Below are 20091 nucleotides of genomic sequence, written 5' to 3' on the forward strand. Positions count from 1 at the left end.
CATGGACACGACAGGGCGCAGCCCCATTCAGCACGGGGACTCCTCGCCCGAGGACGCGAGATCCGGACACCAGACGCCCGACCACCAGACACCTGAACACCGGGCACCCGCAGACCAGCGGCCCGTGACCGGCAGCACCGGAGTGACCTGGGACGTCGTCGTCCTGGTCCTGGCTCCGTTCGTCGTGGCGCTGCTGCTGGCCCTCAGGTACGCGCCCGACCCGATCGTCGGACTCGGAGCGGTCCTTGCGGCGCTCATCGCCCCCTGCGTCGCCGCGGTCTCGCTGCTGCGCCGGCGCCCCCGCGCGGTGACCACCGCCGACCGGATCACGCTGCTGCGGGTGGGCCTAATCGGGGGGCTCACTGCCGCCGCGGTGCTGATCCTCGCCGAGGCGATCCCGGCTCGCAGCTGGGCGCTGGCCGTCGTGATCGGAGTCGCGCTGCTGCTCGATGCGGTCGACGGCGCGGTGGCCCGGCGCACGCACAGCTCCAGCGCCTCCGGGGCCCGCCTCGACATGGAGGCCGATGCCGCGGCCCTGCTGGTGGTCTCGCTCATCGCGGCGGTCACCGTGGGCTGGTGGGTGGTCGGGATCGGAGCGATGCGCTACCTCTATGTGGCCGCCGCCCGGATCCGACCGCCGCTGCGCGGGGAGCTGGGCTACAGCCTGTTCCGGCGGACCGTGGCAGCGATCCAGGCCTCGGTGCTGTGGGTGGCGATGCTGCCGCTCACCCCCGTCCCCTTCGCCGCGGCGATCACCGCGATCGCCCTGACCCTGCTGATCATCTCCTTCACTCGGGACGCGATCCACCTGGAACGCTCCGCGCAGCGCGAGGGACGGCGCTGATGGCGCAGCACGCGTTCATCGTGCCGGCGGACCTCCCGGGACCCAGCGGCGGACTCACCTATAACCAGCGGGTGCTCGCGCAATGGCGGGCGAGCGGGCTCGACGTCGAGGAGGTGGCCGTCCCCGGAGGGTGGCCGAACCCGTCCCCCGCCGATCGCCAGGCTCTCGCGCAGCGGCTGCCGCAGCACGGGACGGTGCTGATCGACGGCATCATCGGCTCCGCCGCCCCGGAGGAGCTCGCCCGCGCCGCCGCTGCAGGCACCGAGATCGCGCTGCTGATCCATCTGCCGCTGCCCGCCGAATCGGGACTGAGCCCCGAGGAGCGGCAGCGGCTGGCCGGCAGCGAGCGCGCCGCAGTGCACGCCGCACACACGATCGTGTGCACCAGCAGCTGGGCGCGCGATGATCTGCAGGCACGCTATGGACTCGACGCGGTCGCGGTGGCGGAGCCCGGGGTCGACGCGGCCGCGCTGGCGGCGGGGAGCGCTGCGCCGCGGCTGCTCTTCCTCGGGGCGGTGACCCCGCGGAAGAACCCACTGGGGCTGCTGCAGGCCCTGGGCGGACTCACCGAGCTGCCGTGGACCGGCGTGATCGCCGGACCTGAGGGGCAGGATCCCGGCTACGCGGCGCAGGTCCGCGCCGCCGCGGAGGCGCTCCCCGAGGGTCGTGCCACGGTTGTCGGCGCCGTGGGCGGAGAGCAGCTGGAGACCCTGTGGAGCGAGACGGACCTGCTGGTGCTGCCCTCCCTGGCCGAGACCTACGGGATGGTGGTCACCGAGGCGCTCGCCCGCGGGATCCCCGCACTGGTCGGCGCCGGGACCGGCGCGCAGGACGCCCTGTGCGGCGACGCCGAAGGCTCCCGGGCGGGGCTGCCGACACCGGGAGACGCACTGGATCCCCACGATCCCCGCGCCTGGTCAGCCCGGCTGCAGGAGTTCCTCAGCAATGCGTCGATGCGGCAACAATGGCGCGGCGCGGCGCAGGCTCACCGGGCTAGACTTCGGACATGGTCACACGCAGCGCAGGATCTCAGAACGGCGATCGAATGGTGACGCGGCCGGTGCCCGCGGACTGGCTGGGTCAGCGGCGTCGCGCCGACCACCAGGCCCGAGAGAAGGCGACCCCGCTGATCGAGACGCTGACCACGCGGCTGCAGGAGCTGCTTCCCGCCGAAGCCCAGGCCTCCGACGCCGCAGAGACCGAACGCGCCGTGACCGACGAGGGCGCGGCCGCGACCTCGGTGCACGTCATCGACGTCGGCGCCGGCACCGGCTCCAACCAGGCCTGGCTGGCCCCGCGCCTGGACGTCGCGCAGCGCTGGACCCTGCTGGACCATGACGCGGACCTGCTCGAGGTCGCCGCAGAGGATCCCTCCGCCGCCGGGACGGGTCAGACCACCCGCGTGGTGGGCACCATCGAGGACCTCCCGGGTCTGACCCGCGGCGAGGAGGTCCAGCTGGTGACCTGCTCGGCCCTGCTGGACCTGCTCAGCCCGCACGAGGCCGAGGTGCTCGCGGACTCCATCGCCGGACCCGCCGCCGGCGCGAACGTCACGGCGCTGCTCAGCCTCACCGTGACCGGACAGGTCACGATCACCCCCAGCCACCCCGACGACGCCCTCATCACCGAGGCCTTCGACGCCCACCAGCGCCGTGATGGACTGCTGGGGCCCGACGCGGCGCACGCCGTCGCGAAGCTGCTGCGTGACCGCGGCGCCGAGGTCTCCATCGCGGCGACCGACTGGGAGCTGGACTCCGCCGAGGCGGCGCTCATCCAGCGGTATCTCCGCGACCGCGCCGATGTGGCCGTGGAACACGATCCGTCGCTGGCAGGCGTGGCTGAAGACTGGGTCTCAGCGCGCGAGGCGCAGCTGGCCCAGGACGAGCTGCGCGTGAGCGTCGGCCACCTCGATCTGCTGAGCCTGCCAGGCACCTGACCCGGTGACGCGATGAGCCTCGACCAGCGCAGCCAGACCTCCCGAAGGGGACACACCCTGCTCTTCGCCGGCCTGCAGGTCGCGATCACCCTGGGCATCTTCGGCTTCCTCGCCTCCCAGTGGGGCATGAATCCGTTCATGGACGCGTTCAGGCTGCTTCCGATCTGGATCCTCCCTGCCGCAGCGGTGCTCGGCGGCGTCGGGGTGCTCACCCAGGCGCTGCGCTGGCGCGTGATCGCCCGACACCACCGGATCAGCATCGGCGTCGGCCCCGCCGTCGCACGCTGCTGGCAGGCCGCCTTCCTCAACGGCGTGCTCCCCGGGGGCCTGGCCGGTGACGCGCTGCGCGCCGCCGATGACAGCAGCGACGCCAAGGTCGAGGCCAGCGGCAGCGCGCTGCGCCGCGCCTTCGCGGCCATGGCCGCGGAACGACTGATGGGCACCGCCGTGGCGTTCGTCGCCGCCGGACTGACCCTGCTGGTGCTCGCGCCGCTGGCCGGACTGGCCGCCCTGGGCGTGGCGACCGCCGCCGTCGTCGTGGCCTGGCGCTGGCTGAAGCCGCTCTCCCGCGGTGACGTCATCCAGGTGGTGCTGCTCTCCGCCACCGGGTGGGCGGCCTTCGCCGCGCTGTTCGCGCTCACGATCCTCGCGGTGACGCCGGAGATCCCGCTGGCCTGGGCACCCGGACTCGCCGCCGTCGCGATCGCCGGCATGTCGGTTCCGCTGGGATTCGGCGGCTGGGGACCCCGCGAGGCGGCGGCCGCCTGGGCATTCTCGCTGGCCGGATTCGCCCCGCACCTCGGAGTGACCGCCTCGATCAGCTACGGCCTGCTGGCACTGGCCTCCACGCTTCCCGGTGCCGTCATCCTGGCGCTGCGGGTGCTGCCCCGGCTGGAACGCGCACGTCAGGTCAGAGCGCAGCGCGACGGCCAGGCCGACGGCCGGCAGAGCGGGCGGAACACCGGACGGGACCCCGGGGAGAGCCGCGGCCCGCGCGATCCCATCGAACCTGCGTTCTGATAGATTCCTCACAGAAAAATCCAGTAGAACACATATTCGATCCCGAACCCTGGACGCTTGCGGGTCCCTAGAATAGGTGTTCTAATAGCTTTGCGCGATGGGAAGCGCGATGCGCGCAGAAGCCCTCCTCACTGCTTCTGCGCGCATCTCCCCGCGCAGTCCCAGCTCAGACCCTGGTCTCCGGCCATGCAATGGTCGCGGCTCAGAAGTCTCCCGTCACCTGGAGCTGTCGCGAAGCAGCTGCTCCACGATGGGCCGATCTGCCGGGATCCATGGATAGTCCAGCAGCCGTGCGGTGACCGGGACCCAGTCCACGCGATCATGATCCTGCAGCGGGAACGGCTCGCCGTCGAGGATCTCGCCGCGGAAGAGTCGCATCGCCGTCGTCTCCTTCAGCCACCAGCCGGCCTCGGCGACATAGCCGCCCGGTCCGTCACCGATGACCTCCGCGTACAGCGCCACCTCGACGCCGAGCTCCTCGCTGAGTTCGCGGTGGAGCCCCTCGTGCAGCGACTCCCCGGGCTCGAGCTTGCCGCCCGGGAACTCCCACATGCCGGCGACGGATTCCGGAGAGGTTCGGCGCGCGATGAAGAGCTCCACGTCGTGACCGGGGCGCTGGCGCAGCAGGGCGGCGGCGACGACGGTCTTGGTGAACTTCTCCGCGGTCCCGGTGCGCTGCGTGGTGGTCTGGCTCTCCATGGAGCCCAAGCTTAGGCGGAGGTCTCCACCACGGTCTTCAGGCGCGCAACAGATTGCGCCAGCATCTCGGAGCTGGTGGCCTTCGCCCGCCGGAGCCGTGACTCATCATGGAGCTGTGACCAGTCGTAGGTGTGGGTGACCTCGGTGTCGCCGTCCTCGGTGGCAGCCAGGGACCAGCGCCACAGGTGACCGCTGGGTGCCTTGCCGATCTCGGAGGGCTTCCAGGCGATGAGCTGGCCTTCGGAGAACTCCACCACGTGGTTCTCTCGCACCTGGCCGTTCGTGAGCTCCATCCGGAAGACGTCGCCGACGCCGTGCACCCGCTGACCCGGCTCGGCCTTGGCGAGGTTGTCGTTGCCGTCGAACTCGGCCTGCAGCGCGGGATCGGCCAGGAACTCGAAGACCACCACCGGCAGCGCCTTGATGACCTCGCGCGCGCACACCACACGTCCGCAGAACTCGGGGTCGTAGGAGAGATCCTCCGCGCCGTTCTCGCCGTACTGGGCCGCATGCGCGGGTGTCGCAGGATCCATGGAACCGTCCTCGATTCGCCGTTGAAGTCTTGGAGCCTCAGCTTACGCCGCCGGTGCTGGGCGGCGTCTACACATGAATCCGACCCGAATGAAGATGACGGCCGTGACAGTGCTCACTCAGACCGTTCTTCCGCGCAGATCCGTGGTTGACCAGCTATAGGCTGACGCTCATGTCCGGATCCCAGAACGTTCCTCCCTGGCCAGAGGACAGAACCATCCCGCACACGCCCGCGGAGGATGTCTTCGGCGTGCTCATCGGCACCTTCCTCGCCTCGCTGGGCCTCTACGTGCTCCAGCAGTCCGAGGCCGTGACCGGAGGCACCGCCGGGCTCGCGCTGCTGCTGACCTACGCCAGCCCGCTGAACTTCTCCTGGCTGTTCCTGCTGGTGAACGTGCCCTTCTTCGCGCTGGCCATCTGGAAGAAGGGCTGGACCTTCACGCTGAAGACCGTGGCGGCGGTGGCGATCGTCTCCGGCTATGCGCTGCTGCATGGACCGATGCTGTCGCTGCCCGAGCTCAACCCGCTCTACGGGGTCCCGGCGGGCAACATCCTGATCGGCATGGGCCTGCTCGCGATCTTCCGCCACGGCGCGAGCCTGGGCGGGTTCAACATCGTGGCCCTGGTGGCGCAGGAGCGGCTGGGGCTGCGCGCCGGCTACGTGCAGATGAGCCTGGACGTGGTGGTGATCCTGCTGGCGCTGACCGTCGTCGACCCGCTGAACGTGCTGTACTCCGCGCTCGGTGCAGTGCTGCTGAACCTGGTGCTGGCGCTGAACCACCGCCCCGGACGCTACCGGGCCTGAGCGGTCCCCACTGCGGCGCCTGCTCGCGACGCCGCACCCGGTCCTGGTCTCAGGGGAGCCGGTGCCCGGCTGCGCGCAGCAGCTCGTACCACTCGCTGCGCGAGAGCCTGACCTCGGATCCGGCGGCGGCCTCTTCGACCCGGCTGCCCTAGGTGGTGCCGAGCACCACCTGGATGTCGGCGGGGTGACGAGTCAGCCAGGCGGTGGCGATCCCGGTCGGGGTCACCCCATGCTGCCCGGCCAGCCGGGCCAGCACCGCGTTGAGCTCGGGGTAGTCGGGATTGTCCAGGAAGACCCCGCTCGGCGACTGGTACGGGGACCAGGCCTGGAGCGTGATCGCGTGCCGTCGGCAGTATTCGACGATGTCCGCACCGGCCGGGCTGACGGTCTGGGTCTGACCCAGGGTGTTCGCCTGGGCGCCCTCGGTGAGGATCGGTGCGTGGACCAGGGAGAGCTGCATCTGGTTGACCACCAGCGGCTGGGTCACCGCCGTGCGCAGCAGCTCGATCTGCCCCACCGTGTGGTTGGAGACACCGAAGTGGCGCACCTTCCCCGCGGCCTGGAGCTCGTCGAAGGCGCGGGCGACCTCGGCGGGCTCGACCAGCGGATCGGGCCGGTGCAGCAGCAGGATGTCGAGGTGATCGGTCTGCAGCGAGCGCAGCGACTCCTCCACCTCGGTGATGATGTGCGCATAGGAGAAGTCGTAGTACGGGCCGTCCCTGACGATGCCGACCTTGGACTGGATCAGCACCTCCTCGCGTTCGGCGCTGCTGAGCTTCAGCGCCTCGGCGAAGCGCCGCTCGCACTGGTGCGCGGAGCTGCCGTAGATGTCGGCGTGGTCGAAGAAGTCGACTCCCGCAGCCCGGGCCCGGTCGTAGAGCTCGCGGATCTGCTGGTCGGTCTTGTCGTGGATCCGCATCAGGCCCAGCACCAGCTGGGAGGCGGAGAGTTCGGCGGCGGGCAGCTCGATGGTCCTCATCCCTGCAGACTACTGCGCTGCGGGTCGAAGAGCTCGATGGGGTGCGCGGTTTCTCCGGTCAGCGCCAGATCCGCCAGGATCTCCCCGACCACCGGCACGAACTTGAAGCCGTGGCCGGAGAAGCCGCAGGCCACCGAGACCTGCGGGTGCTCCGGGTGCAGCCCGATGATGAAGTGCTCATCCGGGGTCACCGTGTACAGGCAGGTCTTGGCCTGGACCACCTCCCCGCTGAGGTGCGGGAAGAGCTCCCGCGCGCGGGCCTGCATGCGCACGTTCTCCGCCGGGTAGATGCTGCGGTCGATGGTGTTCGCGGTGGTCGGGATGCCTTCGCGGAAGAAGCCGAGCTTGAAGCCTCCCTCCGGTCCGTCGGTCATCGGGAACCCGTAGATCTGCAGGTTCTCACCCGTCTGCTCCACGTAGATCGGATGCTGCTCCTCGCTCCAGGCCGGTTGGGGTGTCGCGTCGAAGTCCGGGGTGAACCAGTGGAAGACCATCCGCTCCACGCTCAGCGGAAGCCGCATCCCGGCGAGCAGCTCAGGCGCCCAGGCGCCGGGGGTGATCACCAGTCGCGAGGCCCGGTAGTTCCCGAGGGCGGTGCGCACGGTGACGCCCTCACCCTCGGCGGACCAGTAGAGCACCGGCTCGTCGAAGTGCAGCTCGGCGCCCTTGCGCGCGGCGACCTCGACGTTGGCGCGCACCGTCTCCTCAGGCCGCACGTAGCCGGCATTGGCCTCATAGAGGCCCATCGCGTCATCGCGCGGGTCCATGGTCGGGAAGCGTTCGCGGATCTGCGCGGCGGTGAGCACCTCATGCTCAAGCCCGTGCTCCAGGGCTGCGGCATGGGAGCCGGCGAAGGTCTTGGACTCCGGGTGCCCGATGTAGATGCCGCCGCAGAGCTGCATCAGGTCGCGTCCGGATTCCTGCTCCAGCTTGCGGAACCCGGCGTAGGAGCTGAAGAGCAGCGGCACGTAGGCGGAGTCCTCGAAGTAGGACTGGCGGATGATCCGGGTCCCGCCGTGGGCGGAGCCCCGGTCGTGTCCGGGCTGATAGGTCTCCAGCCCCAGGACTCGGGCTCCGCGTTCGGCGAGCGCGTTCGCCGCGGCGCCGCCCATCGACCCCAGTCCGATCACGATCACGTCATAGGGTTGCGATCCCGGCATGTTCATCCCCTCATTCTGGTGCCGCGCGGATCGAAGCGCGGTTCCGCGGCGACGACGGCGGGCAGCCGCTCCCCGAAATAGTCGATCTCCACCGGCTCGCCGATGCTGTGCCCCGCGCCGTCCAACCAGGCGTAGGCGATGGACTCCCCCACCGTATATCCCTGGTCCGCGCTGGTGACATAGCCCAGCGGAGCGGAGCCCCCACGGGCAAAGACCGGTTCGTGGCCCAGGACGACGCGCGCGGAGTCCTCGAGCACCAGAGCGTGCAGCCGACGCCGCGGCGCAGCAGCTCCGGGCTCGGCTGTCCCCGCGACGGCGAAGTCCACCCCCGCCTCGACCGGAGTGTGCTCCCGGGTCATGTCGGTCCCCCATAGCCGGAAGCCCTTCTCCACCCGCAGACTCTCGAAGGCCCGGCGTCCGACGGGGCGGATCTGGTGCGCCTGGCCGGCCTCGGTCAGCGCGTCCCAGAGGTACCCGCCGAACTCCGCCGGCGCGTAGAGCTCCCAGCCGAGCTCCCCGACATAGCTCAGCCGCAGGGCGAGCACCGGGACCCCGGCCACCCGGAGCTGCCGTGCCCGGTAGAACCTGAAGTGTTCATCGGCGAGGTCCTCGTCCACGAGACTCTGCAGCACGGCGCGCGCCTGCGGTCCCCAGAGGCCCAGCCCGCAGGCGCCGGTGCCGGCATCGGTGAGCTGCAGACCCTCACCCGGGGCCGTGTCACGCTCCGCGATGCGGGCCTGCAGCCAGGCGGTGTCCAATGGCCCGTTGATGCCGAGGTGGTAGCTCTGCGGCCCGGTGCGCGCCAGCGTGATGTCGGAGAGCACGCCGCCGCGCTCATCGAGGAGCAGCGCGTAGACGATGCCGCCGACGGTCTTGCTCGGACGCCGGCTGAGCAGCCCGCGGGCGTGCAGGTCCAGCAGGAAGCCGGTGGCGCCGTGCGTATCGGGATGCGCCTCGGGATCCGCTGCGGCGTCGTCGGCTGTTGGGTGCCCCGCGCTGTGCAGCCACAGCCGCGGCAGCGAGGACATGTCCACCAGCCCGACGTGCTGGCGCAGGTGCCGGGCCTCTCGGGCGACGGTCGGGCTCCAATGCTTCGCGCTCCAGTCGTCGCGGTCCGGCAGCGGCTGGTCACCGAGGAGCGCCTCGCCCAGCTCCTGGTTGGACTCGAACCAGAGCGGCCGCTCCCAGCCGGCGGCGGATTCGAAGACCGCGCCCAGGTCCCGGTGCCGGGCGTGGAACGCGGAGGTGCGCAGCCCTCGCATCCGCAGCGTGGCGGCCCTGGGGTGGATGATGTCGTAGACCTCGTCGTAGGACTCCTCGCCCTGTTCGCGGGCCCAGCGGGTCGAGACCACCGCCGGGTCGAAGCGGCTCAGGTCCAGTCCGTGGGTGTCGATGCCGGGGTCTCCGGTGGTGATCCAGTCGGCCATCACCTGGCCGACGCCGGCAGACTGGGTGACCCAGACCGACTGGGCCATCCACAGCCCCGCGGTGCCGGGGACGGGGCCGAGCAGCGGTCCGCCGTCCGGGGTGAAGGAGAAGATCCCGTTGAAGCTGCGCGCGGTGTCCAGTCCCGCCATGCCCGGGCCCCGGCTGATCAGCTGCGGGAGCAGACGCTGCGCCTCGGCCCAGGTGGGGGCGAAGTCTTCGGGGGTGAACGGGTGGATGGCGGGATGGATCCCGGTCCGGGCGAAGTCTTCTGCGCACGCGATCTGTTCCGGGGCCACCGGGAGCGGACGATGCTCGTAGGCGCCCACGGCGATCCGGTCCCCCCACTCCCGCAGGTACATCGCGAAGTCCTGGTGGCGCAGCATCGGTTTGACGACCTCGGTGGCGGCCTCGACCCCGGTGGAGGTGGACAGGCTGAATCCGAATCCGTGCTCCACCGGCAGCATCGGCAGCGCCAGTCCCAGCTGATCGCGCGCCATCCCGGGTCCCCACAGCCCCGCGCAGAGCAGGACGATGTCCGCGGGCAGCGTCTGGGTCTCGACAGCTCCTCGACTCTCGGCGGGCCCCTGGCTCTCAGTGGTTCCGGCACCTCCGGCCTCGACGGGGCTGACCTCGACGCCGGTCACCTTCGAGCCAGCCGTGTGCACCGCGGTGACCCGAGTCCAGGGCAGCAGCCGGGCTCCCCCGGCCTGCGCGCGCCGAGCCTGGAACTCCACCGCCCGCACCCCTTTGACCACCGCATCGGTCGGGGTGTGCAGTCCGCCGAGCAGACCCGTGGTGTCCAGGCCGGGCCACAGCGCAGCGATCTGCTCCGGCGAGATCAGCTCGGCCGGCACTCCCCACGACTGGGCGAAGCCGACCCGACGGCGCAGGTCCCGCAGCCGCGCCTCGGTGCTGGCCAGCTCGATCCCACCGACCCGCTTGGAGACCCATTCGCCGTTCACGCTCAGACCGTCGAACTTGTCCAGCGTGCGCTGCGCGAGCTGGGTCATGGCCCGGTTCGGGGAGGTCTGGAAGACGAATCCCGGCGCGTGCGAGCTGGATCCGCCGGTCTCGAACAATGGGCCCTGTTCGACGACGGTGACATCGGTCCAGCCGCGCAGCACCAGCTCATCGGCCACCGCGGCGCCGACGACGCCGAGGCCCACGATCACTACCCGCGGACCCTTGGAGTGCTGCGCCATCCCTTGCTCCCTCGTCCGTCCATCGGCCGTGCAAACCTCCAGCTCGCGTTGCTTAATTCGCAACGCCACTGTGTATTACGCACCAGCCTAGGGATACGGCGGGACCCGGACAAGAGCCCAGCGAGAATTAACCCGCCGGAAACGAGCCTCCCATGGCCGAGGTCAGTCGCCCGAGGATCGCGGACCGGGCAGGAACCCCAGACGAGACTCCAGCTCCCCGGCGGCTTCCCGGAGCATCTCCACATGCTCGGCGAAGGCGGACTCCGGCAGCCTGAACGCCGGCGCCGTGGTGGAGAACGCCGCCACCACCGCGCCCTGCGGTCCACGCACCGGCACCGCCAGGGCATTGATGCCCTCCTCCCACTCCGCCACCGCGGAGGCCCAGCCACGCTCACGCACTGCGGCCAGCTCGGCCGCGAGCACCTCTGGTGCGGTGATGGTGGAGGCGGTGAACGCCTGCAGCGGTGCGCCGAGCACCCGATTCTGCTCCGCGGCCGGCGAGCACGCCAGCAGAACCTTGCCGGTGGAGGTGGCATGCAGCGGAGCCCGCTGACCGACGTATTGGCGGGCGACGCCGACCATCCGCTGTCCCACGGTCTGCGTGATCGTCACGGCGTAGCCCGCGTCGAGGATCGCGACGTTGACCGTCTCGTTCAACGAGGCCGCGGCGGCGTCGCAGCACACCTGAGCGTCCCGGGAGAGATCCACCCGAGCAGTCACCGCGCTGGCCAGTCGCAACAGCCCGAACCCCAGCCGATACGCCCCTCGCTGACCCTCCTGCTCGACCAGGTCATGGGACTCCAGGGTGGACATCAGCCGCGAGGCCGTGGAGCGGTGGACCTGAAGTCGACGCGAGATCTCGCTGACGCTGAGCGGGGACTCTGCACTGAGCAGCTGCAGGATCTGGGCCGCACGATCCACTGACTGGACTTCACTCATGCGAGCACCTCTGATTCGTTTCGTCCTGATGAATTCGTCTTCAATTTCGGCCAACCCCTTGACGCCCCCTCGGGGGCCCCTTGCATACTTTTGTTGTGCAACACGAACGTTGTTGCACTATATGCAACAGTATCCCTGAGTGGCGGTGAAGGCAATTGAGTTTCCGAGCCTGTTCCATCAATGACCTGGTTCCCGGCGAAGGGCTTCGCATCAGCAGCGTGAGCCCGCCGATCGCCGTGTTCCTCACCGAGGAGGGGACCGTCCACGCACTGGACGACACCTGCACGCATCAGGACGCCTCCCTCGCGGCGGGCTGGGTGGAGAACTGCCGCGTGGAGTGCCCGCTGCATGAGAGCACCTTCTCCCTGCGGACCGGAGAGGTGGATCAGCCCCCGGCCAAGCGAGGCGTGCGAGTGCATCAGGTCACCGTGCAGGACGGGGAGGTGCTGGTGGAGCTCTCCACGGCGGCCCCGCAGCTGCCCCCTGGGGTGGAAGTCCGATGAGCCTCGCCCCAGACGGTCACCTCCTGATCATCGGCGCCGGGCTGGCCGGCTACTACACGGCGCGCCAGATGCGCACCCAGGGCCACACCGGTCCGATCACGATCCTCGGCGCCGAAGAGCATCCCGCCTATGACCGCCCGGCGCTGAGCAAGGCCTACCTGTGCGGCACCACGGATCTCTGCGACCTCTATCTCGATGACCCCTCCGACCCGCTGGACGTGCGCTGGGTCCGGTCCGATGCGGTGATCGGGCTCTCCACGCAGCCGCTGGGCGTGCAGACCGCCTCGGGGACCTTCTACCTGGGCGACGCGGTGGTCATCGCGACCGGCGCCGAGGCTCGACGTCTGGGCGGTCATGCGATCCGCAGCGTGGAGGACGCCGCCGCGCTGCGGGCCGCACCGCTGGCCGGCGCCCGGGTGGCGGTGATCGGGGGCGGATTCCTGGCCCTGGAGACCGCCGCGACGTGCACCACCCGCGGTGCCGGCAGCGTCACGGTGATCGCCGGGGAGGAGCTGCCGGGTCTGCGCCGGCTGGGCCAGCCGGTGGCCCAGGCGCTGCACCGCCTGCATCAGGAGCACGGCGTGCGCTTCCTCGGCTCCGCCCGCGCGCTGAGCGTGAACCCGGTGCCCGCGGCAGCCGACGGCTGCCGGTCAGTGAGGCCGCAGGCCCGCCAGCCAGCGGCACTGCAGGGCAGCCAGGCACCGGGTCCGCATTCGATCACGCTCAGTGACGGCCGGAGCATCGAGGCCGACGTCGTGATCAGCGCCGTGGGCGCAGTCCCCGCCACCGGGTGGCTGACGCGCAGCGCCGTCGCGCTGGACCCCGTGACCGGGGCGGTGCTCGCCGACGACACCGGGTTCACCGGGATCCCCGGAGTCTGGGCCGCAGGAGACTGCGCGCTGTGGGCGGCCCAGCGGACCGGGCTGCGTCCGGTCGGGCACTGGCAGGAGACCGTGGACCAGGCCCAGGCGGTGGCCTCCGCCCTGCTCGGCGGGATCCCCTCCCCCATGCAGGAGCCCTACCTCTGGTCAGACCAGCATCACGTAACGATCCAGGCCGCCGGGATGCTGGCCCTCGCTGATGAGGTCAAGGTGCTGGCGGGAACCATCGAGTCTGGCGACCTGCTGGTGAGCTACCTGCGCGATGGCACCGAGATCGGAATCCTGGGCATGAATCGGCTTCGCGAGGTCGTGCGCTGGCGTCGCTCGCGCCGGGTCCGCCCCGCCGCGCTGGCCGCCTGAATCCGCGCAGCCCCCCCTGCCCCTCACGAAGGACGAACCCATGATCATCGACCAGCTCGACACCCCGCTGAGCGGCACCTCGCTGAAACCGACTCCCGCCGGGTCCGCCTATACCGATGCGGAGATCTTCCGGCGCGAACAGGCAGAGATCTTCGAGAAGATGTGGAACGCCGTGCTGCGCGTCGAGAGCCTGGCCAGTCCGGGACAGTGGCGCACGGTCACGGTGGGTCGTGAGGAGATCATCGTGGTGCGCACCCGCAAGGCCGGGATCAAGGCTTATCTCAACGTCTGCCGACACCGCGGCATGCGGGTCTGCACCACGGCGGAGGGCAGATCCAAGACCCTGCAGTGCGGGTATCACGCCTGGACCTACGCGCTTGAGGGTGAGCTCGTCGCCGCACCGAACCTGACCTCGATGCCGGATGTGGATCGCGGGGAATATGGGCTCAAGACCGTGCATGTGCGCGAATGGCTGGGCTATGTGTGGGTCTGTGTGACCGGATCTGCGGGGAGCCCCGCTCAGAGTGCTGCGGATGGCGCGGCCGGGGGCGCTTCCCCGGGGCCCAGCGCCCCGCCGTCGTTCGAGGAGACCGTGATGGCGGAGGTCTCCACCCGTTTCGGCGAGGTCCAGAGCCTGCAGAACTACGGCGTCGAGGGGCTGCGGGTCGGTGAGACCCGGCGCTATGAGGTGGCGGCGAACTGGAAGCTGATCATCGAGAACTTCATGGAGTGCTATCACTGCGCGACGATCCACCCCGAGCTCACCGAGGTGATCCCGGAGTTCGCCGAAGGCTGGGCGTCCCAGGCCAAGGACGAGATCCACGGAGCCTCCTTCGGCGCGCAGGTGCAGGGCTTCACCGTGGACGGCTCCGCCGGCGTCGCGGCGCTGCCGGCCATCGCGCCGGAGCAGGACCGCAAGTACTACGCCATCACCGTGCGCCCGCAGGTGTTCATCAACACCGTGCCCGATCACGTGATCTTCCACCGGATGTACCCGATCTCGGCGTCGAAGACCATCGTGGAATGCGACTGGCTGTTCCTGCCCGAGGTCATCGAACAGCGGATGGACATCTCGCGATCGGTGGAGCTCTTCCACCGGGTCAACCTCCAGGACTTCGAGGCCTGCGAGCAGACCCAGCCCAATATGTCCTCGCGGGCGTACGAGGAGGGCGGAGCGCTGGTCCCCAGCGAGCACCACATCGCGGAGTTCCACCAGTGGTGGGCGGACCGGATCGGATCGTAGCTGCAGTTCGCCCGTGCGACCCAGATCGGCCGTTCGACCCAGATCGGCCGTCAGACGCAGCTCGGCGGCGGTCGTCCGCTGGTCTGAACCGGGCCGGTCGAGGCCAGCCGTGCTCAGCCGGAGCTGACCAGGGCTGACCTCGACGGTCTGGGATCAGGCGAAGCGCTCCCAGGCGCGGTGGGCGCCCATGAGAGTGAAGAGGTCCTCCGCGAGCTTCTCCGGTGTACCCACCAGGACGCCGGGCGCCGTGGCGGAGATGCCGCTGGCGGCCAGCAGCGGGGAGCCCTCGGGGAGCACCACTGCCTTGCCGTGGCGGTAGGCCTCGGCGGCCATCAGGGTCAGCCGCGGATCGACCTTCGGGTCGCCCGTGGGGTCGCCGAGCTTGTGGTCGGTGTCCGGGCTGGCACCGGCGGCGCCGGCGGCCGTGGCGGTGAGGAAGACGATCGCGTCGAACTCGATGGACCGTGCGGTCAGGTAGGTCCGCTGGGCCGGGGTGCCGTCGGAGAGCGGCGCACCGGTGGGGGCGACCACCAGGGGCACCATGTCCTGGGCGTCGATCGCCTTGCGGAGCTTCTGGATCGCGTCGATGTCGCTGGACTCATCGACGACGACGCCGACCAGCCGGCCCTCGATCGGCCAGGTGCCGCCGATCTGGGACAGCGTGGGGCTGAGCAGCTCGGGCTCCACCGGGGCCTGCAGCGGCTCGGGTACCGGAAGTCCGAGGCCCTCGGCCACACCGGCCGCGAGATCAGCGTCGATGTGGGTCAGCTGCTGCAGCTGGCGCTCCTTGATGGTGGGCTCGTAGCACTTGGCCAGCTCGAAGGTGTACGCCTGGATGACGTGCAGCTGCTCGGTGCGGGTGAGGCTGCGGTAGAACATCGTGACCTGGGTGTAGTGGTCGTCGAAGCTCTGCGGGCTCGCGCGCACCTTGACGCTCTCGGCCACCGGCTCCGGGAAGTCGATCAGCGCGCTGGGCGCATCGGAGGTCTCCGAGATGTCCTTGACCGGGTACGGGTTTCCGCCGTCGAAGGAGTTCGGGTGGTACGGCGCGATTCCGGCGTGATCCGCGGTCTGGTGGTAGCCGTCGCGGAGCGTGTCGTTGACCGCCGCGCGGGGCCGGTTGATCGGGATCTGCGCGAAGTTCGGTCCGCCCAGGCGGGTGATCTGGGTGTCCAGGTAGGAGAAGAGCCGACCCTGCAGCAGCGGGTCGTTGGTGACCTCGATGCCCGGGACCAGGTGGCCCGGGTGGAAGGCGACCTGTTCGGTCTCCGCGAAGTAGTTCTGCGGGTTCGCGTTCAGGGTCATCTTGCCCAGCAGCTGCACCTCGGCGAGCTCCTCGGGGATGAACTTGGTCGGATCCAGCAGGTCGATGCCATGGAACATCTGGTCCTCGCTGTCCGAGAAGACCTGCACGCCGAGCTCCCATTCCGGGAACGCGCCGGCCTCGATGGCGTCGGCCAGGTCCCGGCGGTGGAAGTCCGGGTCCACGCCGTTGGTCATCAGCGCCTCTTCCCAGGTGATGGAGTGCACGCCGAGCTTGGGCTTCCAGTGGAACTTCACCAGTGAGGACTCACCCTCGGCGTTGATCAGCCGGAAGGTGTGGACGCCGAAGCCTTCCATCATGCGCAGCGAGCGCGGGATGCCGCGGTCGGACATGTTCCAGATGGCGTGGTGCTGCGCCTCGGTGTGCAGCGAGACGAAGTCCCAGAAGGTGTCGTGGGCGCTCTGCGCCTGCGGGATCTCCCGATCCGGGTGCGGCTTGCCGGCGTGGATCACGTCGGGGAACTTGATCGCGTCCTGGATGAAGAACACCGGGATGTTGTTGCCCACGAGGTCGTAGTTGCCCTCCTCGGTGTAGAACTTCGTCGAGAAGCCGCGGGTGTCGCGGACCGTGTCGGCGGAGCCGCGGCTGCCGAGCACGGTGGAGAAGCGGGTGAACACTTCGGTGGTGGTCTTCTCTGCCAGGAACTTCGCCCGGGTGAGGTGACCGGCGGTGCCGTAGGACTCGAAGACGCCGTGGGCGGCGGCGCCGCGGGCGTGGACCACGCGCTCCGGGATGCGCTCGTGGTCGAAGTGCATGATCTTCTCGCGCAGGTGGTGGTCCTGCAGCAGGACCGGCCCGCGGCTGCCGGCCTTGAGCGAGTGGTCGGTGTCGCGGACGCGGGCGCCCTGCGCGGTGGTCAGGTACTCGCCCTGCTGGACCCGTCCGGCGTCGCTGCCGGGGACCTCGGCGCCGGTGGGGCTGACCGGCGCGGCGGCGCGCTGGTCCTGCTTGGGCTCTAGCGGTCCGCGGGGCGTGACCGGCTGGCCCTCGGTGGGCGGTTCGGCCTGTGGCGCGCCTGGGATGTGGATGTCGTTCATGGCAACTCTTCTCTGTGGTTCTCGACCAGAGCTGGTCTCACAGAAGAACCGGTTGGTCCTCTCCCCCTGGGATGAGACCTCACGTGATCAGGCTAGTCCTGCTGGCTGGTGGTCGGCAGGGCGCGTGAGGCGCCCTGCCGACCGGGGATGCGTCAGCGGGTGGTATCGATGAGGATCTTGCCGTTGGATCCTGACTGGTTGGCCTCCATGGCGGCGGCGGACTCCTGAAGCGGGAAGACCCGGTCCACGGCCACGCGCAGGGTGTCGGCGGCGACCTTGTCCAGGAGCGCGCCGAGTCGGTCGCCGTCGGGGCGGACCCAGATCCAGCGGCCGCCGTGCTCTTCGACGGTGGGGTCGGCCACGGAGATGTGCCGGCCTCCCTCGGTCAGCACTGCCAGCGTGTCCTCGAGCACGCCGCCGACGAAGTCGGCCACGGTGGTGACGCCCTGGGGCGCGGCCTCGCGCACCCGGTCGGCTAGGCCCTCGCCGTAGCTCAGGGGAGTCACGCCGAGCTCGCGCAGTTTCGCGTGGTTCTTCTCGGACGCGGTGCCGAGCACGGTGGCCCCGCGCTCCACGGCGAGCTGGGCGGCCAGGTGGCCCACCCCGCCGGAGGCGGCGTGGATCAGCAGCGTGTCCTCGGCGGTGACCTCGAGGGTCTCCAGCGAGCGCTGCGCGGTCAGACCGGCCAGCGGCAGTCCGGCGGCGGAGTCGAAGTCGACCCCGTCGGGGATGCGGGCCACGGAGGTGGCAGGCACCGAGACGTACTCGGCGTAGGTCCCCCCGTGGGTGAAGTCTTTGCGGGCGTAGCTGGCGACGCGGTCACCGGCGGAGAACTCCGGCACGTCGGGGCCGGTGGCCTCGATGACCCCGGAGACGTCCCAGCCTGGGATCACCGGGAAGACGACGTCGATCAGCCCGTCGAGCCCACCGGACATCAGCTTCCAGTCCACCGGATTCACGGAGGCTCGTTCGATCTTGATCAGGACCGCTCCGGGTGCCACCTTCGGCAGCGGGAGGTCGGTGAGTTCTAGGGTCTGGGGGTCGCCGTATTCTGAATAGCTCATTGCACGCATAGTCATGGCAACCCCTCGGGAAGCAGTTTCTATTCCGCGCTCGCTCAGATCCCTGACGTCGTGGGGATCCGGCCCTGAGCCTGCGGGAGCATCAGCACGAAGCGTGTGGTGGGTCCTGACTCGAGACGCAGCGTGCCTCCGACGGCAGTGGCGAGCTCAGAGGCGACGGCGAGCCCGATCCCCTCTCCCGAGCCCTGGGTGACGCGGCGTTCGAAGAGATCCGTGCGCTCCGGTCGAGGCCCTTCGTTGGCCACGCTAAGCCGCAGGTGGGTTCCGGCGTCCTCGGCGCGCAGCTCCACGGTGCCGCTGCCATGGGTCAGCGCATTCTCGATGAGCACGTCGAAGATCTGCGCGACCGGCCCCTCGTGAATGACGGCGGTCAGCTCTTCCGGGACGGTCACCGCAAGTGCGCGACCACGCTCCCCGGCCAGTCGCGTCCAGCGGGAGGCGTAGTCCTGCAGGAGCTCCGGCAGGTCGACGGCGTGACCGTCACCGAGCCGCTGTCCGCGGGCCAGCTCCAGCAGCTCGGTCACGGCAGCGCTGAGCCGGTCCAGCTCGCCCAGCGAGTGGGTGAGCTGCGCCGACACCGCTGGAGGCGTCTCCGGCCAGTAGGTGAGGTCTTCGAGCTCCAGGCGCAGCGCGGTGATCGGGGTGCGCAGCTGGTGCGAGGCGTTGGCGGCGAATTCGCGCTCATGCTCCAGCAGCTGCTCAAGCTGTCGCGCGCTGTTGGTCAGCGCGGAGCCGATGGCCTGGGCCTCGGGAAGCTTGTAGTCGCGCTCTTCGAGGTCGAATCTGCCGCTGCCCAGCTGGCGGGCGGCGGCGGCGAGGTCCTGGAAGGGACGGGAGAGCTTGCGCGCCATCACCAGACACACGATGCCCGCGCTCAGGGTCAGACCCACGCCGATGACCACGACCGGGGTCAGCGCGTCGGCGATGCTGTCCTGGACGTGGAGCCCGGACCGGGTGAGGATCAGCTCCTGCCCCTGGGGCAGCTCACGTGTCGCCACGATGTCGCTGCCATGCTCGGGCAGCTGCTCCCCGGCTTCGACGATCAGCTCACCCTCGGCGTCGAGGTGCTCGATCCGTTCAGACTCCTCGAGCAGTCCTGCAAGATACTCCTGGTCCACACCCTGGGTGCTGGCGCGCTCCGGGATCAGCTCGGCGAGGAAGTCCGCTGAATGGTTGAGCTGGTCCGACTGGACCTGCTCCACGCCATCGGCCAGCAAATAGGCCCGGGGAATCCCGTAGAGCGCGACGATCACCAGGATCAGTGTGCCGAAGGCGACCAGGAGTCGTTCACGCACTGCGGATGAGGTCTTCGAGTCTGAACCCCACGCCGCGCACGGTGACGATCTGGCTGCTGCACTGTGCAGCGTCGAGCTTGTGCCGGAGCCGACCCATGGTGACATCCAAGGTCTTGGTGGATCCGAACCAGTTCGCGTCCCACACCTGCTCCATGAGCTCTTCGCGAGTCACCACGGCGCCACGCTCGGCGTCCACGACGGCCAGCACATCGAACTCCTTGGCGGTCAGCGGAAGCTCGACGCCACCGACGAATGCCTGTCGAGCGTTGGTGTCCACCGACACCCTGGTGTCCTCGCGCGGCACCCGGCGGGGATGAGTGGCTTGGTGGTTCTGCGTGGGGGCGGCGGTGGGCCGCGCGCCGGGAGGACTCGAGTCTGGGGCGGCAGCGGCGACCGGCTGGCTCCGGCGCAGCAGGGCGCGCACCCGGGCGAGCAGCTCGGCAAGCCCGAAGGGTTTGGCCATGTAGTCGTCGGCTCCCACGTCGAGGCCGACGACGCGGTCGATCTCGGCCCCCCCCGGGCGGTGAGGATCAGCACGGCCCCGGCGAATCCGTTCTCCCGGACCCGGCGGCAGACGTCGAGCCCATCGATGTCGGGCAGGCCGAGGTCCAGGATGATCAGGTCCACCGCGTCCTGACCCACGCGCAGCACCGCGGGCTCGCCGGCCGCCTCGCGCTGGACCGCATAGCCCTCCCGCGTCAGGGCGCGGGTGAGCGGCAGGGCGATGCCGTCGTCGTCTTCGACGAGAAGTATGTGATGGGCCACGTTCGGAGCTTAGCGCACCCCTGTTGCACAACTGTGGCAGATTTGAAGCAAATTTGAA

At 70.0% G+C, this 20091-nt stretch carries 17 protein-coding genes and 2 pseudogenes; 8 read left to right on the forward strand and 11 right to left on the reverse strand.

The window, feature by feature from the left end:
• Position 1 precedes the first annotated feature (1 nt).
• Genes BCL67_RS12490 through BCL67_RS12505 form a run of 4 tightly spaced genes read left to right on the forward strand, consistent with a single transcriptional unit; the run spans position 2 to position 3800 of the window.
• Complete coding sequence (locus BCL67_RS12490; protein ID WP_106123755.1) at positions 2 to 844, forward strand: CDP-alcohol phosphatidyltransferase family protein; 843 nt, start codon at positions 2 to 4, stop codon at positions 842 to 844.
• Entirely contained in the window at positions 844 to 1896 is a 1053-nt protein-coding gene (locus BCL67_RS12495) for a glycosyltransferase family 4 protein (RefSeq protein ID WP_106123756.1), read from the forward strand. The genes BCL67_RS12490 and BCL67_RS12495 overlap by 1 nt, the downstream gene beginning before the upstream one ends.
• Positions 1851 to 2780 carry a class I SAM-dependent methyltransferase gene (locus BCL67_RS12500; protein ID WP_106123757.1) on the forward strand — a complete coding sequence of 310 codons (930 nt, stop codon included), beginning with the start codon at positions 1851 to 1853 and terminating at the stop codon, positions 2778 to 2780. Before BCL67_RS12495 ends, BCL67_RS12500 begins: the two co-directional genes overlap by 46 nt.
• A gap of 12 nt (positions 2781 to 2792) precedes the next feature.
• Positions 2793 to 3800 carry a lysylphosphatidylglycerol synthase transmembrane domain-containing protein gene (locus BCL67_RS12505; protein WP_106123758.1) on the forward strand — a complete coding sequence of 336 codons (1008 nt, stop codon included), beginning with the start codon at positions 2793 to 2795 and terminating at the stop codon, positions 3798 to 3800.
• Positions 3801 to 4016: 216 nt separating this feature from the next.
• Here the strand turns inward: BCL67_RS12505 and BCL67_RS12510 are convergent, their stop codons facing one another.
• A complete protein-coding gene (locus BCL67_RS12510) occupies positions 4017 to 4499 on the reverse strand; it encodes a (deoxy)nucleoside triphosphate pyrophosphohydrolase (protein ID WP_106123797.1) in 483 nt (160 codons plus the stop codon).
• A gap of 11 nt (positions 4500 to 4510) precedes the next feature.
• The gene (locus BCL67_RS12515; RefSeq protein ID WP_258175049.1) at positions 4511 to 5032 is read right to left on the reverse strand and encodes a polyketide cyclase; all 522 of its coding nucleotides are present in this window, start codon (positions 5030 to 5032) and stop codon (positions 4511 to 4513) included.
• Positions 5033 to 5202: 170 nt separating this feature from the next.
• On the opposite strand from BCL67_RS12515, the gene BCL67_RS12520 reads away from it, so the two are divergent.
• Complete coding sequence (locus BCL67_RS12520; protein ID WP_106123759.1) at positions 5203 to 5835, forward strand: YitT family protein; 633 nt, start codon at positions 5203 to 5205, stop codon at positions 5833 to 5835.
• Between the two features lie 49 nt (positions 5836 to 5884).
• On the opposite strand, the pseudogene BCL67_RS12525 reads toward BCL67_RS12520, so the two are convergent.
• From BCL67_RS12525 to BCL67_RS12540, 4 genes and pseudogenes are all read right to left on the reverse strand, one after another.
• Positions 5885 to 6814: pseudogene (locus BCL67_RS12525) on the reverse strand (aldo/keto reductase).
• Positions 6811 to 7974, reverse strand: coding sequence for an N-methyl-L-tryptophan oxidase (solA, locus tag BCL67_RS12530; RefSeq protein WP_106123760.1), 1164 nt, complete (start codon positions 7972 to 7974; stop codon positions 6811 to 6813). Before solA ends, BCL67_RS12525 begins: the two are co-directional and overlap by 4 nt.
• Before the next feature lie 2 nt (positions 7975 to 7976).
• Positions 7977 to 10604, reverse strand: coding sequence for a GcvT family protein (locus BCL67_RS12535; RefSeq protein ID WP_106123761.1), 2628 nt, complete (start codon positions 10602 to 10604; stop codon positions 7977 to 7979).
• Between the two features lie 162 nt (positions 10605 to 10766).
• Positions 10767 to 11543, reverse strand: a complete 777-nt coding sequence (locus tag BCL67_RS12540) for an IclR family transcriptional regulator (RefSeq protein WP_106123762.1) — start codon at positions 11541 to 11543, stop codon at positions 10767 to 10769.
• Positions 11544 to 11698: 155 nt separating this feature from the next.
• On the opposite strand from BCL67_RS12540, the gene BCL67_RS12545 reads away from it, so the two are divergent.
• Genes BCL67_RS12545 through BCL67_RS12555 form a run of 3 tightly spaced genes read left to right on the forward strand, consistent with a single transcriptional unit; the run spans position 11699 to position 14530 of the window.
• On the forward strand, positions 11699 to 12046 hold the full coding sequence (locus BCL67_RS12545) for a bifunctional 3-phenylpropionate/cinnamic acid dioxygenase ferredoxin subunit (protein ID WP_106123763.1): 348 nt from the start codon (positions 11699 to 11701) through the stop codon (positions 12044 to 12046).
• On the forward strand, positions 12043 to 13287 hold the full coding sequence (locus BCL67_RS12550; RefSeq protein WP_106123764.1) for an NAD(P)/FAD-dependent oxidoreductase: 1245 nt from the start codon (positions 12043 to 12045) through the stop codon (positions 13285 to 13287). The genes BCL67_RS12545 and BCL67_RS12550 overlap by 4 nt, the downstream gene beginning before the upstream one ends.
• Before the next feature lie 40 nt (positions 13288 to 13327).
• Complete coding sequence (locus BCL67_RS12555) at positions 13328 to 14530, forward strand: aromatic ring-hydroxylating oxygenase subunit alpha (RefSeq protein WP_106123765.1); 1203 nt, start codon at positions 13328 to 13330, stop codon at positions 14528 to 14530.
• Between the two features lie 153 nt (positions 14531 to 14683).
• Here the strand turns inward: BCL67_RS12555 and BCL67_RS12560 are convergent, their stop codons facing one another.
• From BCL67_RS12560 to BCL67_RS16080, 5 genes and pseudogenes are all read right to left on the reverse strand, one after another.
• A complete protein-coding gene (locus BCL67_RS12560; RefSeq protein WP_106123766.1) occupies positions 14684 to 16891 on the reverse strand; it encodes a catalase in 2208 nt (735 codons plus the stop codon).
• Positions 16892 to 17043: 152 nt separating this feature from the next.
• Positions 17044 to 17955 (reverse strand): NADP-dependent oxidoreductase, encoded by a 912-nt coding sequence (locus BCL67_RS12565; RefSeq protein WP_308738004.1) that lies wholly within the window; start codon positions 17953 to 17955, stop codon positions 17044 to 17046.
• Between the two features lie 53 nt (positions 17956 to 18008).
• Positions 18009 to 19268, reverse strand: a complete 1260-nt coding sequence (locus tag BCL67_RS12570; RefSeq protein WP_181256002.1) for a sensor histidine kinase — start codon at positions 19266 to 19268, stop codon at positions 18009 to 18011.
• Positions 19261 to 19731 carry a winged helix-turn-helix domain-containing protein gene (locus BCL67_RS16075; protein ID WP_308738005.1) on the reverse strand — a complete coding sequence of 157 codons (471 nt, stop codon included), beginning with the start codon at positions 19729 to 19731 and terminating at the stop codon, positions 19261 to 19263. Before BCL67_RS16075 ends, BCL67_RS12570 begins: the two co-directional genes overlap by 8 nt.
• Before the next feature lie 107 nt (positions 19732 to 19838).
• Positions 19839 to 20033, reverse strand: a pseudogene (locus BCL67_RS16080) (response regulator); the annotation flags it as partial.
• Positions 20034 to 20091 lie beyond the last annotated feature (58 nt).

This window comes from Nesterenkonia sandarakina (genome assembly GCF_003003175.1).
In the GTDB taxonomy this organism is placed as follows: domain Bacteria; phylum Actinomycetota; class Actinomycetes; order Actinomycetales; family Micrococcaceae; genus Nesterenkonia; species Nesterenkonia sandarakina_A.